Source organism: Paenibacillus sp. HJGM_3, from assembly GCF_045062745.1.
GTDB lineage: Bacteria > Bacillota > Bacilli > Paenibacillales > NBRC-103111 > Paenibacillus_AA.
The window spans coordinates 83,453-97,456 of the sequence record NZ_JBJGED010000013.1 but is presented as its reverse complement, the minus strand read 5'-3'; the positions used below and the strand labels follow the sequence as shown (position 1 = coordinate 97,456).

Below are 14,004 nucleotides of genomic sequence, written 5' to 3'. Positions count from 1 at the left end.
TCCATGACCGCGAATACGCTCCTGCAACAATGAACTTTTATTGCACGCTTTGCCGGATTTTCTTATACTCTTCATCCATCTTTTTCGTAACGTCCAATATGTCCTTGAACAGAAACGCCTTATCCTTGTCGGTCTTGTACCAGTTCTTATACCAATCCTCCACCTGCTTGCCGCCGGACCTGTTCCATTCGTTCTGCGAATCCTTCAGCGCCTGCTCGACCGTAATCTTGGAGCCGCCTACGATCGCTTTGAGGAATATATCGCCGATCGCCTTGTCGGCATTCGACTCGGTCGTAGCCAGGTCGTTCGGCAGCGACGGCATGTGCTCGGAAACCGTCAATTCCGCATATTCGCGGTCGTACGTTAAATAAGTGGATCGGAAAGCGTCGTAAGCGGCCTGGAATTCCTGCTTGCGGGGATCGCTCTTGTACTTGATCAGCGGCAAATCGCATTTGCTGGTGCGCAAGCCGCCGTTGTCGAGCATGCGAAGGTCGGAGGTCAAATCCGAGACTTCCTTCTTATGCTTGGCCGCATCGATAATTTCAGGACAACCGTTCTCCATTTTGTAATGGGTCCCTTCCACACCATACTGCAGAGCCTTCGCTGTGCTGTCCTTCACCAGAAAGTCAACATATTTCACAACGGCTTCCGGGTTTTTGGCTGTGGCGCTAATGGCGGCCGTCATTTGGATCGGATTCGTCAGCGTCGGGATGAACGCGCCCGCATTGCTCTTCGGATAAGGCATGAACTGTACCTCCCCGCCGGGAGCGTTCTTCTTCATCGGATCCACCACGCTTAGGATGAGGCTGACAGGATCTCCGCTCAAGAAGCCGTAAATCCCCAGCTTCCCGTTGATGAAATCTTGCTTCGCTTTCGCTCCGTTGCCATCCGTTGTAAAGTCTCTGTCGATCAAGCCTTCTTCGTACAGCCGTTTGGCGTACGTATTGAAATCCGCGAAACGCTCCCAGTCGATTACAAGCTCCCCGTTTTTCACCACCCATCTGGTCGTCACGCCGAACGCTTGGCGGAGGTTGAAGCCGGTGTCTCCACTCAGGGCCAGCCCGAAGGTATCTTTCTTGCCGTTGCCGTCCGGGTCCTGCTCCGCGAACGCTTTCGCAACCTTGTACAGGTCTTCCGTCGTTTGCGGCATGGTGAGCCCGAGCTTCTTGAGCCAATCCGTACGGATCAGGAACCCGCGATTCGGAGTGACGAAGTTCAGCCTGCCGAAATAATACAGCTTGCCGTCTTCTTTCGTGCCTGCTTTCAGCAGGGCCGGGTTTTCCTTTAAGATTTTCTTATACTCCACGCTATACTTTTCGATCAGATCGTTAAGCGGCAAAAATTGCTTTTGCTGGTAAAGCGGATCGCGGATTTTGGGACTGTACTCGAACAGCAGATCCGGAGCGCTGCCTGACGCATACAGTACATTGATTTTCTCGCCCGGATTCGTTCGCGGAATGGCGACGAACTTGGCATTTTCCGGCCCGTTCTCATTCAGCCACTTCGTCCAGCGATTGTTCTCGATCGTTCCTTCATCAGGCGACACATTGCCGCGGTCGTAGATCGAAACGGAAATGTCTTTACGCACATCAGGCTTGGGTTCGCCGGCTTTGCCTGGCGAGCTTGTGGCGCCGGTACCACCCGAATTCGAGCATGCGGCGATCAAGCCGACTCCGGCGACGGCGAGCGACAGCAAAGCGGTTACCCGCAATTTCCTAGTCATTCAACTTCCCCTCTCTGATCGTATGATTTATGTGCGGCTCAGCCCTTGATGGAACCGAGCATGACACCTTTCACAAAATATCGCTGGAGAAACGGGTACACGACGAGCATCGGCACCACAACGATCAGCACCCCCGCAGCCTTAAGCGATTCCGGAACGACTTCGATATCGGTCGTGGAAGCGGCGCCGCTGTTGACGATCTCCTGAAGCAGCCTTTGACTTTGTATCATGTTCTGCACGAGCACGATCAAGTTGAATTTGGCCGTATCGTTGATATAAATCAGCACGCCGAGGAACATGTTCCAGTACCCGACGCCATAAAACAACGTCAGCGTAGCGATCACCGGAAGAGACAGCGGCAGCACGATTCGAAGCAAGTACCCTAGCTCGGTGCAGCCGTCGATTCGCGCGGCGTCGTCGAGCTCGTCCGGGATGTTCATGAAGAATGTTCGCATCACGAGCAAATTGTAGGTGCTGATCAAACCCGGCAGCCAAAGGGCGAAATACGAGTTGATGAGACCCAGCGATTTGACGACAAGATAGGTCGGGATCAAGCCTCCGGAGAAGAGCATCGTAAAGACCATCGCGAGCGTAAACATCCGGCGTCCAATGAAAATGCGGCGCGAAATCGGATACGCCGTAATGATCGTGGCCGTCATGCTCAAGAGGACGCCTACGAGGGTGATGATCAAGCTATTCTGGAACGAATCGACCACGCGCGTTCCCTTCAGCAGGGAAGAAAATGCATCCGTGTTCCATCCGATCGGGTAAAACGTCACACGGCCCGACTCGATCTCGTGAATATCGCTTAGCGAGAGCGCAATCGTGTTCAGCAAAGGAAACAGGCAGGTTACGCCCAGCAGCGCTAGCAGGATATAATTGATGGCATAAAATACTTTCTCTCCCGGTGTCGCTTTCATCGGTGTTCACTCCTTACCACAGCCCTTTGTCGTATTTTCGCGCCACCGCATTGACGATAAGCACGAGAATGAGCCCGACAAGTGATTCGAACAAGCCGAGCGCTGTCGTCATACTGAACTGCGCGCCCTGCAGCCCGATGCGATAAATATAGGTGCTGATCACCTCGGCGACATTCGAGACCATCGGCGTTTTCAGCACGTACACATGATCGAAGCCGACTTCCATAATGCGTCCCATCGACAGGATGAACAGCAGGAAGATCGTCGAGCTGATCCCGGGAATCGTAATATGGCGCATTTGCTGGAACTTGTTCGCTCCGTCGATGCTGGCCGACTCGTACAAGCTCGGGTCGATCGACGTTAAGGCAGCCAAGTAAATGATAGCGCCGAAACCGACTTCCTTCCATATGCCCGATCCGACGTAAATCGCGATCCAGGAACCCGCTTTATACAGGAAGGGATAGGGCTCCCCGAACACAGCCCGGATCCAGTGGTTGATCGTTCCCGACTCGATCGAGAACAGCGTCACGACGAATCCGCCGATAATGACCCACGAGAAAAAGTGAGGCAAGTATACGATCGTCTGGATACTCCTTTTGAACCAAGACCGTCGCACTTCGTTCAGCATAATGGCCAGAATAATCGGGAACGGAAAGCCGACGAACACATTCAGTACGCTGAGTACAACCGTATTGCGGATGACGTCCAGCGTATGGGGCTGCCGGAAAATCGTTTCGAAATGCTTCATCCCGACCCAAGGGCTCCCCATGACCCCATCGAATAAGTTGTAGTTCTTAAACGCGATGATGAGACCGCCCATAGGCAAATACTTGAAAATGATAAAGTAAAGCGCGCCTGGCAAAAACAAGAGCATCAGCGGGATGTTGGCGAGCAGCACGCGTCTGTTCAGCGTACGCGACGGCCGTGTTCGCTCCGTTGCCGCCGGTTGGATCTTCAACGATGAAGCACTCCTTTCGTGAACCGAGCATAAACCGATTATAAGACAACCCGAGAGCCTCCTGCCTTCGCTCATCAACGCATAATCTTGAATAAATACAGAAAAAAGAGACTGTCGATGAATCAAGTCCGGATCGACAGTCTCCAGTAATCAAGTCCGCTATGAGGATGAGCGCCGCTTCCGGAATTCCGTCGGCGATAAGCCGGCCCCCTGCTTGAAGGCGGTGGCGAAATAGTTCGAGTCCGTATATCCGACCGCTTCGGCGATTTCCGCTATTTTCATCTCCGTGTTGGCGAGCAGCATCTTCGCTTTCTGAAGCCGGTATTTGGCTACATAAGCATTGAAGCTTTCTCCAGTCGCCTTTTTGAACAAATTCCCAAAATAGTTCGGGCTTAGATGAACATGGGCTGCAGCCGCCATCAAGCTGCACTCATTCATATAGTTCGCCTCGACATACCGGATCGATTGTTCGATCGAGCCGGTGCTATGGTCGTTCAGCCAGCTTTTGAATGCATGCTCGAAGCAGGTCAGCTGCTGTCCGAACCATGCATCGATCTGCTCGGGCTTATGAAGCCGGCTTAACTGGCCGATCTGATTCCCGATTCTCGTCTCGGCTGCATCGTCTTGCCCCAGCTCCTTGCGCATGACCTCATCGAACGCAATGGACGCGCAGAGCGCATGCATCTTTTGCTGCTCCAGAGCAGGCTCGCTGCGAATCGCTTCAGCCATCTTGGATAAGTACACTTGCAGCTCGGCTTGCCGTCCCAGCAGCAGGAGCGAGCAGATTTCGTTGCGAAACGTTCGCGCCTTCTCCTCATCGAACCGATTGTCCCAGCTGCCGGCATTCCGTTCGCCGGGAGAACGGCCTCCTTCTCCGCCGAACATCTCTGCTCCGTACAGAAGCTCCGCCTGTCCGGACGATTCCAGACGGCCGAGACGCGACATACTGCCCTTCAGCCCCAGCAGATTATTCAGCACATCGACAATCTCGCGCATCGTTGCCGCATTATCCGGATGGAACTCCAGAAAGAAGGCGTATTCGTTATATTCCAGAGGAAACCAGCGATGCCCTTTCGTCCGACTATTGAGCAGCTCCTGCACGATATTTCCGACAGCGAATTGAAGCAGCTTCATATCCTGGGCACGATAGCCGCGGTCTGTCGGTACGTAGCTCTCTATCCGCAGGAGCCAAAACTCATATCCGATCAGCTTCTGCTCGATCGGGCGAGACAAATCCAGATCGTGCGGCAGTCGCAGCAGCATCGAGCGAAGCAGCTGCTCTTCCCGCACCCTAAGCTGCTGCGCTTCCTTCTCCTTTCGCAACACTCTCTCCCGAAATTGATCGTACGCCTCGCGGAGTACACGGCACACCGTATCTTCCGGGCATGGCTTGAGCAGAAATTCGCGCACGCCATAACGGATGGCGGCTTGCGCATATTCGAAATCGCGGTGGCCGGTCAAAATCACAACCGCTGTGTCCGGCATATGCTCCGAAGCATAGCGGGCTACCTCCAGACCGTCTGCGAGCGGCATTCGGATGTCCGTCAGCACGAGCTTCGGCAGCATATCGGCCATCTTCGCAATCGCGTCGCGGCCGTTGCTGGCCTCACCGATTACGATCCATCCGAGCTCGTTGCTGTCGACAAGCTTCGCGAGCCCTTTGCGAATCGTCGGCTCATCGTCTACGATCAACATCGTCCCTCTCATGACGTCAGCTCCTCTGCGGCGGTTTTCCCTGCGTGAAGCGGGAGCGTAAGCCGGACGCACGTCCCCGCCTCCGGCTTCGATTCGATGGATACTCCATAAGGATCGCCGTATAGCAGCCGAATCCGGCGCACGACGTTCCGCAGCCCTATTGGGACCCTCCTCTTGCCGACGACAACGATCTGAGGATTGGACGGTTCGGTCCCCAGTGGTTCCTTTGCATGCATCAGCAATTTTCCGACTTCTACCTCGTTCATCCCTTTTCCGTTATCGAGGATCTCAATCCGGATGGCGTCTCCATCGGCTAGTGAAATCCGAAAAGCGCGGATGATTAGCACTTTGCCGTTGGCTTTATCCGCAAAGCCGTGGACGAACGCATTCTCGACTACCGGCTGAACAATGAGTCTTGGAACGGGAATCTGAGCGATGTCGTCCTCCACCTGAACGATTGTCTCCAAATCCTGTCCGAAGCGGGAATTCTGGATCGTCAAATAATTGCGGATTTGCGTCATTTCCTCCTTCAGCGTCGTTTGCGTGTCTACCGGCTCGAGCGCATACCGGAGCATATCCGATAAGCAGACGACTAAATTGGCGGTATCCTTGTCGTCCTGCAAATATAATTTCCAATAAACCGTATCGAGCGTATTATGCAGAAAATGCGGATTAAGCTGCGCCTGCAGCGCCGTCAGCTCGGCTTCACGCTCATTCAATTGGCGCATATACACTTCCTGGATGAGCGATTTGATGTTATGAGCCATATCGTTAAAGCTCGCGCTAATAAAGCCCAGTTCATCGTCCGTGCGTGTCGGCAGCCTCGTGTTGAAGTCGCCCTCGCGCATTCGCCGCATCGCGGTCACTAACTGGCGAAGGGGACGCAGCAGCCGAATCCCGGTCAAGTTGACGAGGACACTGGCCACGATCACGCCGAGCAAACCGACAACGATGGCTGCCTGATATATAATCGTGCTCCGATGCTCCAGCTCATCGAGCGAAACCCGGCTGATCAATGTAAAATCGGCCTGACCGGATCGGCTCTTCACGTACACATAGGATGCGCCTTCTTCGTTTACAATCGTGTTTTCCCCGATATCGGCGGGCGCCGGTATCGGTCCGCCTTCCTTGCTGTCCGTATACACAAGCCGGTCCTGTTTGTCATAAAGAAATACGTTGGCCTTCTCATCCCGAACCAACTCGTCCAAATCTTCCGAGAACAACGATTGCTCAAACAGTATGACCATGATGCCATATTGTTCTTGAGTCAAATCCTTCATGTAGCGGGCGGCCACATATACATTCCGGTAGGTGGAATCCGATCCGCGCTCCTTCACCCGGGCGGGGAACCAGATCAAATTGCCCATCGTCCGATCCAGCTTGCCCTTGATTTCATCAAAGACAGGCTGCTCAAGCGTCGTAGGCGCATTGCCCGACGTCGTGAAATAGAAGCCATTATCCTTCGTATCGAACAAGTACATCGTGTACAGCTTGACTTCATCATATTTCACTTGCATCAGCAGCTTGTTCAGCTCGTCCTGATCGGAAATTTGCGTAATGGTTTCCCGATTGTCAGTAGCGGCCGACCTCTTCAGCACTTGCTGTACGTAAGGGTGGAACACGACGAAATTGGAAATGCGGTAAATATCGCGGATTTGCAAATCGAGCCGGTAGGCGGCTTGTTGATTCGCTTTGGAAAATTGTTTGCTCACCTCGTCCTTAAATAAACGGACATGAATGAGATAGGAAATATAACCGGACAGCAGAAACGCCGCCATAATGACGAGGGACAGACGAACGACCAACCGGCGCGAAAAGCTTCGACGCGGCAACCTGTTCATGCGATACTTCCTTTCTCGCGGTTTGCATATTGCTTTCATACTAACACCGCCGTCAAAAAGACAGCAACGCTGATCGGCCCTCGCTGCGAAAGATGTGTGATTTTCCAAGAAAAAAGGGGAATTATTAAAGAACAAAAAAAGAGGAGCGCTCCGCTCCTCTTCCTTTATCTTTATTCTAACCCTGCCGTAGAGAGCTCCATATGGATGCCCACAATCGTCTCTCCCGCCTCGTTTTTCATCCGTTTCAAGTCGAACGGCTTGAACCCCAGCTTCTCATAGAACAGCAGGGCGGCCATATTCGTGTTATGACACACGAGCTTCAGCTTCGGCACGCGCAGCTCCTCACCGGCTTTGCGTACCATCTCGGCGAGCAGCGCTTGCGCCGCTCCCTTGCCGCGGTAGGCCGGATTGAGGATGAAATTGCCCAGCCAGGCATGCTGATCAGGCTCGTACCCGTACATATTGGCATAGCCGGCCACCTGCTCCCCATCCAGGACGACGGTCGGATGCCAACGAGTGGAAGCGATCTGCTCCAGCTTCTCCGGGGTCGGCGGATAGGTCATGCTGGGGGAAATGTAGAACGTCTCCTTCGCGTTCTGCGGAAAGGTGCTGACGATAACGAACTCGTCTGGCCCTGCATTTCGAAACGTATACGCGTCCATCTGCCCATGTCTCCTCTCGGCACCTTTACCGTGCCAGCTCCTCAATCTCAACTACACGGCGTTCCCGCATCGCCCGATCCGCCGAGAACCCGATCAAGTGGCCATAGATCGAATCCTCCAGCGTCGTGGACGACAGCGACGGAGCTTCGCCCCGGATGACGCGGACGAAGTCCTGCACGAGCCGGAAATCGCCGCCCCCGTGCATCTCGTTCGACACATTAAGCTCGACCTTTTCCTCCGTATATTCATGCCCCGGACGCGGATCCGGGTGACGGACAACGAAGTAACCGTCCTCCATGACCCCCTCGATCTCACCCTTCGTCCCCAGCAGATGGATACGACGGCATGGCTTGGACGTCCCGCCCATGAGATTGTGGGTCGCCGTCGAGCCGTCCTCGAATTCGATCGCCACCGCCTGGTGGTCGACGACATCGTTGTCGCACTTCCAGACGCAGCGGCCGTACGGATTGTCGGTACGCAGTGACTGCAGCTGCTCTTCCTCCGTAGGCACGACGCCGAGATGCTGATGAACCCAGACGTACGAGCCCCATAGCTTCTGCTCCAGGTAATGCTTCTTCGCCGAATATTCGCACTCCGCTTCGATCGGACAATCGAGCAGGCAGCGCGTGCCTGCTCCCTCCGGCGCCCGCTCCGGCCGGAAGTAGGACAGTCCTCCGAAGCTGCTGACCCCGGTCGGCCGAACGCCGCCCTTCATCCACGTCAGCAGATCCAGGTCGTGGCAGCACTTGGACATGAGCATCGGGGATTTGCACTTCTTCTCACTGCTCCATTTGCCGCGTACGAAGGCCACCGCCATATGATGATAGCTCACATTTTCCGACGTCTGGATGCTCAGCACATCCCCGATCTCCCCCGCCTTCACCCTGCGGCGAATTTCCGCATAGAACGGCGCGTATCGGAGCACATGACAGATCATTACCTTCCGGCCGTAGTGCTTCGCCTGGGAGAGCAGCTGCAAGACCTCCTCTTGGGAAGTGCCGATCGGCTTCTCGAGCAGCACATCGTAACCCGCAGCTAGAAGCGGCAGCGTCGTCTCCACATGCTGGGCGTCCATCGTCCCGTTGATCACGGCATCCGCCAGCTTGCCTTGCCCCGCGAGCTGTTCCACCGACTCGAAGCGGCGATGGGCCGGGATGCCGTACTGCTCCGCCGTCCGGTTGCGCCGGACCGGATCGGGGTCCGCTACGGCTACGATCTGCAGCTCGTCAGGATGCATGGTCGCATAGGAAGCGTAGAGCAAGCCTCGATGACCCGCACCTACAATGACAGCGGTTACAGGACCGGTGCCTTTCTGGACTATTGAGTCGGATACGTTCACTTGTGCATTCACGATGGATACCCTCCTACTGGTATTGAACTTGTATCTTTACTATAGCAGATATAAGCCAATCCGTCGTTACATATTCTGGTGGACGCACGGAAATACTTTCCTAAGATATCCCACATTAATAATGCTAATAGGAGACCTTCCTATGAACAAGATTGGCTTTCTGCAAGTTACGATGATCATCCTCTCCTCGGTCGGCTTAATCAATCATGTCTTCATCATTCCGATTCTGCTCGACCGGTCCGGCAGAGACTCCTGGATCTCCGTCATCCTGATCGCGATTCCTTTCGTTTTGTGGAGCTCTCTATTCTACTTCATTATGAAAAAAAGCGGCCAGCAGCATCTGATCGAATGGATTCGGAGCAAATACGGACGCTTGGCGGGATATGGGGTCGCCGTCGCCGCGAGCCTCTACTTGTTTTTCGCCGCCGCCATGACGATTCAAGACACGCTCACTTGGGCGGTTACGTCCTATTTGCCGAATACGCCCAAAGTCGCCCTCATGCTCTTCCTCGTCCTGCTCTGCTACGCCGCCTCCGTTCAGGGACTGCGGGTCATCGCGATCCTGGCCGGCATCCTGCTGCCCGGAATCGTGGCGCTGGGCTTTTTCGTCATGAGCTCGAATATGCCGAACAAAGACTACACGCGGTTATTCCCCGTCCTGGAGAATGGCCTCGCTCCGGTGTGGAAAGGCATGTTCATCTGCAGCTGCGGATTGATGGAGCTCACTGTCGTGCTTTTCATGCAGCACTACTTGACCCGCCCGATTCGCTTTTGGCAGCTGGCTCTGGTAGCTCTGATGCTCGTCGGCCTCACACTTGGACCGGTCATGGGGGGAATCGCCGAATTCGGCACGGCGGAAGTGACCAAGCTTCGGTATCCGGCATTCGAGGAATGGAAGCTGGTCGTCCTGCTCCGCAACGTCGAGCGGCTCGATTTTCTCTCGATCTATCAATGGCTGGCCGGAGCGTTCTTGCGCATTACGACCTCGATGTTCCTGCTGCAAGAGATGCTGAACCACCGCCGCAAGGTGCCGGTCGTCCGTTTTCTGTTGCCCTTTTACATTCTGCTCGGCATCATCTCTTTGCTCCCCGTTTCGGACGTAGTGTTCTATCGTTTTCTGAGCTCGATCTATTTGCCCGGCAATCTGATCCTGCTCGCGGCTTTAACGATCTTGCTGGCCTTGCTGGCCTTGAGAATACGGACAAGGAGGACGACCCGTGCTTGATCGGACGCAATTGACACAGATCTTCGCCCATTGCCATGACGTGGTACTCCGTACTGTAGGCGATACGCTGCTTATCTACGCGGAGGGCATGTGCGATACGCAATTGATGAACCGGCTGCTCGTGCCGGCCTTCGCCGAGCATGGGCCGAGCTTCTTCGAGCAGCAATCCCCTTCTGACATCCTTATGACGCCGTTTCCCGACGATGCCGGCGAGCAGGACGTCGTGAACGCCGTCTTCCTGGGCCAGCTCGTCATGTTCAATGAACGGACCGGCACTTTATTCGCAGCCGACTTCTCCAATTTACCGCAGCGGAGTCCCGAAGACTCCACGACCGAATCCAGCAATTTAGGCCCTCGCGATGCATTCACCGAGAGTATCGTGACGAATATGGCGTTGATTCGGAAGCGGCTAAGAACGGCATCCTTGCATGCCGAACCGTATGTCCTCGGGCGGCGCACGCAGACGCGCGTCTCGCTCTTGTTCATGAGCGATATTATTTCCTCCGACATCCTGAACGGCATTCGCCATCGGTTGCGGCAGATCGATATTGACGCCCTCTACAGCGGAGAGCAGCTCTCCGCTCTGTTGTCGGACGTGACGTTCACCTTGGTGCCGCGGCTCGGCATCACGAGCCGGCCTGATATGGTGCTGGAAGCCCTTTTAGCCGGCCGGTTCGCCCTGTTGATCGACGGCATTCCAATCGCCTTAACCGGACCAGTGGACATCTCCTACTTGCTATATGTCGCGGAAGACGTGCATTCGCCTCAGCGTTACGTGGCGTTCGTCAGCCTGGTCCGCGTCGTCTCCATCCTGATTACGCTGTTCTTACCGGGCTTCTGGATCGCACTGACGACGTTTCATCAGGATCAAATTCCGTTCCCGCTCCTGGCTACGATCACGGTGGCGAGCGACGGTACGCCATTCAGCGAGCCGGTCGAGATGTTCATCATGCTGCTCATGTTCCAGCTGTTCATCGAAGCCGGCAACCGGCTGCCCAGCTCGATCGGCAGCATGCTCTCCGTCGTAGGCGGCCTCATTATCGGGGACGCGGCGATCCGATCCGGTCTCTCGTCGCCGGCCACGCTGCTCATCGCCGCCGTCTCGAGCACGTCCTCGTTCGTCTTGATGCCGAATGCATTGGCATTAGGGACGATTCTGATCCGGCTCTTCATCCTGCTCTGCTCTTCGTTCATCGGCATGTTCGGCTTTCTTGTCTCGGTGTTCGCGGTTCTCTTATATGCGGCCAGCATCCGATCCTACGGAGTTCCTTTCCTGGTGCCCCTCTCGCCGGTCCGTTTTCCGGATCTGTTCCACTTCATCTCCTACATGCCTTGGAAAAAGCGGAAGCAGCGGCCGAAGTATTTGAATGTGAAGGACAAGGGCAAGCAGCCGGAAAAGGGGGATTCGTGAGATGAGGGGCCGAATTATGCGCTTTGTCTGCTTGCCGCTCTTCTTCATCGTCACACTCACCGGCTGCTGGGACGCCGACGCCATCGAGCTGCTGGATTATGTGAAGACGTTCGGCGTGGATTATGTCGACGATCAGTACGTCGTCTACGTGCAGTTGCCCAATATGTCCACGGTGGCCAAGAAGGAATCGCCCGGGCCGGAAACGCCGGCCAAAGCTTGGATCGCCTCTGGCAAAGGCCGGTCCGTCAATGAAGCGATCGGTCAAATCTACCGTAGCGCTCCGAAAAAAATCGTCTGGGGGCATTCGACCGTCCTGATTCTAAGCGAGCGCCTCATGCAGAGGCCCGATCTCGCCAGTATTCTCGAGGACTTGAACCGATTTCGCGAGCTTCGGTACACAATGTGGATCTACGGATCGAGTGCTTCGATCCCCGAGCTGCTCTCCGTCTCGCCTACTTTCGAAGCGTCCCGTCTGTATACGATCTTGCAGAACCCGATGGACAATTACAAAATGAATTCGATTGTGCAGCCGCTGAAGCTGCACGACTTTATGAATGACTATCACGATAAAGCCCGCTGGGCAATCATCCCGGCGCTGACGATGGAAAGTGAGATTTGGAAGGCCGGAGGCAAGACGCATGCGATGCAAGCGTTCGCCGGTGCATATGCGTTCCATCAGGAGCAATACTCCGGGTTTTTCCCCGATGCTCAAATCAAAGGCATGCGATGGTTGGATCGTCATACCGTCACGTCTACGCTAAGGCTGGTCGAAGACGGGAAAACGACCGCCGTCCTGAAGCTGAAGAAGCCTCGTTACAAGGTGGTCACGAAACCTCAAGGGGAGCGCGTCACGTTCGATGTGGAGGTCAATATGGACGCCACCCTGGTCGAGCTGCACGTACCGGTAACCTCGCAGCAAATCATGGAACGCGCCCAAAAGCTCGTAGCCGAGGAAATCCGGAGCACATACTTGGCCGGGCTAAAGAGCAATACGGATTTGCTCCTGCTGTCGCAGCATTTATACCGGAAGGAGCCTAAGCTGTACAACAAGCTGACGAACGACGGGAAAACGCTGGTGCTGACTCCCGATTCGCTCGGCCAGGTCAAAGTCAATCTCGATCTGGAGTATCTCGGCAAATACAAATTTGTGAAGTAAACCGAAGAAGCTTCCGGCCCCCTTGACGATGCGGGGTTGGAAGCTTCTTTTGTTGGGTCCGACAGGAGCGGCTTCCTATCTCGGAGCCGTATTCACCTCGAACATCCAGAGCTTGCCGTTCTGGTCGAAGCCGTAGTCGAAGCCGAGTCGATTGACGCCTGGGAAGGCCCGTTCCAGAAGCGAGATGCTCAAGCGGGTAATGTGCAGCATCTCGTTCTTCTTCGGCTGCACAGCGGCTGCCGATATGGAGCGGCGGATGCCGTCGGCCGACCTCAGCTGTGTCCCGCCTCGGCGCAGATTCGTCACGAAAAGTCCCGGCCGCGCCAACCGACCGACCATCGCCCTGGTGGACCAGCCTTTGCGCGATTTCTCCATTTTGACCCGGTAATCGATCGGCCTGCCGTGAATGGTCGCCAAGTTAACGGCGCGTTGGATCAAATACTTCCTTCGGCGCGCAATCCGTCTCACCGCCGCCGTAAGCGCCGGGAAGCCGGAATACCGCCGGATGGAACGTCCATGCCGAACGAGATAATGCCCTTCGGATCGGGTTACCATAATAAGCCCCGACCCCCCCGATCCGACCACGGGCTTGAGCACCACCTTGCCGTACGCGTCCAGCATCGCCGAGAGCTCAGCGCTCGTATAGAGGCGCGTATCCGGGATGTGGCGGGCCACTCGCGGATCCTTCCGCAGGACCGACGTCTTGAGCCATTTGCTGGCTACCCTCCGGGAACGAATGGATTGGATTTGAACGTCCAGGCTGCTGATGGACCCGAACATTTCGTCGGACGCGGCATCCGGCGACGGTCCGGCTAGCGGATGGGGCTCACTTGCCGGCCCTGCTCCCGCAACAGCTGCTTGGGCGGTAGAATGATCGGCGGGCGAACCGTCCGTCAGTACTCCGGCCAGTTCGAGCGGCTGGACGTCCGGCGAACTTGCAGACGCTGCCGAGACGGTTAGATTTGACGGGTCTACAGGCGCTCCAGATGCGGCATTCGCGCCGATGGCGGCATTCTGATCTTCCTCCATGCGTTCCCCTCCATGTAGCAAGATTGGTCGAAA

The 14,004-nt window shown here is 55.5% G+C and carries 11 protein-coding genes; 3 read left to right on the top strand and 8 right to left on the bottom strand.

What is annotated here, in order from left to right:
* Nucleotides 1-37: 37 nt before the first annotated feature.
* The 7 genes from ACI5FR_RS16050 to ACI5FR_RS16020 form a co-directional block, all read right to left on the bottom strand.
* A complete protein-coding gene (locus tag ACI5FR_RS16050) occupies nt 38-1,723 on the bottom strand; it encodes an extracellular solute-binding protein (protein WP_405455986.1) in 1,686 nt (561 codons plus the stop codon).
* A gap of 38 nt (nt 1,724-1,761) precedes the next feature.
* On the bottom strand, nt 1,762-2,643 hold the full coding sequence (locus ACI5FR_RS16045; protein WP_405455983.1) for a carbohydrate ABC transporter permease: 882 nt from the start codon (nt 2,641-2,643) through the stop codon (nt 1,762-1,764).
* Nucleotides 2,644-2,656: 13 nt separating this feature from the next.
* Nucleotides 2,657-3,517: an ABC transporter permease gene (locus tag ACI5FR_RS16040; protein ID WP_405456126.1), complete on the bottom strand. Its 861-nt coding sequence runs from the start codon at nt 3,515-3,517 to the stop codon at nt 2,657-2,659.
* Nucleotides 3,518-3,760: 243 nt separating this feature from the next.
* Entirely contained in the window at nt 3,761-5,308 is a 1,548-nt protein-coding gene (locus tag ACI5FR_RS16035) for a response regulator transcription factor (RefSeq protein WP_405455980.1), read from the bottom strand.
* A complete protein-coding gene (locus tag ACI5FR_RS16030; protein ID WP_405455979.1) occupies nt 5,305-7,137 on the bottom strand; it encodes a sensor histidine kinase in 1,833 nt (610 codons plus the stop codon). The genes ACI5FR_RS16035 and ACI5FR_RS16030 overlap by 4 nt, the downstream gene beginning before the upstream one ends.
* 170 nt (nt 7,138-7,307) lie before the next feature.
* On the bottom strand, nt 7,308-7,799 hold the full coding sequence (locus ACI5FR_RS16025; RefSeq protein ID WP_405455977.1) for a GNAT family N-acetyltransferase: 492 nt from the start codon (nt 7,797-7,799) through the stop codon (nt 7,308-7,310).
* A gap of 25 nt (nt 7,800-7,824) precedes the next feature.
* Nucleotides 7,825-9,150 (bottom strand): Gfo/Idh/MocA family protein, encoded by a 1,326-nt coding sequence (locus ACI5FR_RS16020; RefSeq protein ID WP_405455975.1) that lies wholly within the window; start codon nt 9,148-9,150, stop codon nt 7,825-7,827.
* Between the two features lie 142 nt (nt 9,151-9,292).
* Between ACI5FR_RS16020 and ACI5FR_RS16015 the strand changes: the two genes are divergently transcribed.
* Genes ACI5FR_RS16015 through ACI5FR_RS16005 form a run of 3 tightly spaced genes read left to right on the top strand, consistent with a single transcriptional unit; the run spans nt 9,293 to nt 12,942 of the window.
* Complete coding sequence (locus tag ACI5FR_RS16015) at nt 9,293-10,375, top strand: GerAB/ArcD/ProY family transporter (RefSeq protein ID WP_405455973.1); 1,083 nt, start codon at nt 9,293-9,295, stop codon at nt 10,373-10,375.
* The gene (locus tag ACI5FR_RS16010) at nt 10,368-11,786 is read left to right on the top strand and encodes a spore germination protein (protein WP_405455971.1); all 1,419 of its coding nucleotides are present in this window, start codon (nt 10,368-10,370) and stop codon (nt 11,784-11,786) included. Before ACI5FR_RS16015 ends, ACI5FR_RS16010 begins: the two co-directional genes overlap by 8 nt.
* Nucleotide 11,787: 1 nt before the next feature.
* Entirely contained in the window at nt 11,788-12,942 is a 1,155-nt protein-coding gene (locus tag ACI5FR_RS16005; protein ID WP_405455969.1) for a Ger(x)C family spore germination protein, read from the top strand.
* A 75-nt stretch (nt 12,943-13,017) separates the two neighbouring features.
* On the opposite strand, the gene ACI5FR_RS16000 is transcribed toward ACI5FR_RS16005, so the two are convergent.
* Nucleotides 13,018-13,971, bottom strand: a complete 954-nt coding sequence (locus ACI5FR_RS16000) for a YheC/YheD family protein (RefSeq protein ID WP_405455966.1) — start codon at nt 13,969-13,971, stop codon at nt 13,018-13,020.
* Nucleotides 13,972-14,004: the final 33 nt, after the last annotated feature.

Bases quoted from the DNA above. Each gene is read 5' to 3' on its own strand.
- ACI5FR_RS16050 (WP_405455986.1), bottom strand. From the start codon at position 1,723: ATGACTAGGAAATTGCGGGTAACCGCTTTGCTGTCGCTCGCCGTCGCC.
- ACI5FR_RS16045 (WP_405455983.1), bottom strand. From the start codon at position 2,643: ATGAAAGCGACACCGGGAGAGAAAGTATTTTATGCCATCAATTATATC.
- ACI5FR_RS16040 (WP_405456126.1), bottom strand. From the start codon at position 3,517: ATGCTCTTGTTTTTGCCAGGCGCGCTTTACTTTATCATTTTCAAGTAT.
- ACI5FR_RS16035 (WP_405455980.1), bottom strand. From the start codon at position 5,308: ATGAGAGGGACGATGTTGATCGTAGACGATGAGCCGACGATTCGCAAA.
- ACI5FR_RS16030 (WP_405455979.1), bottom strand. From the start codon at position 7,137: ATGAACAGGTTGCCGCGTCGAAGCTTTTCGCGCCGGTTGGTCGTTCGT.
- ACI5FR_RS16025 (WP_405455977.1), bottom strand. From the start codon at position 7,799: ATGGACGCGTATACGTTTCGAAATGCAGGGCCAGACGAGTTCGTTATC.
- ACI5FR_RS16015 (WP_405455973.1), top strand. From the start codon at position 9,293: ATGAACAAGATTGGCTTTCTGCAAGTTACGATGATCATCCTCTCCTCG.
- ACI5FR_RS16005 (WP_405455969.1), top strand. From the start codon at position 11,788: ATGAGGGGCCGAATTATGCGCTTTGTCTGCTTGCCGCTCTTCTTCATC.
- ACI5FR_RS16000 (WP_405455966.1), bottom strand. From the start codon at position 13,971: ATGGAGGAAGATCAGAATGCCGCCATCGGCGCGAATGCCGCATCTGGA.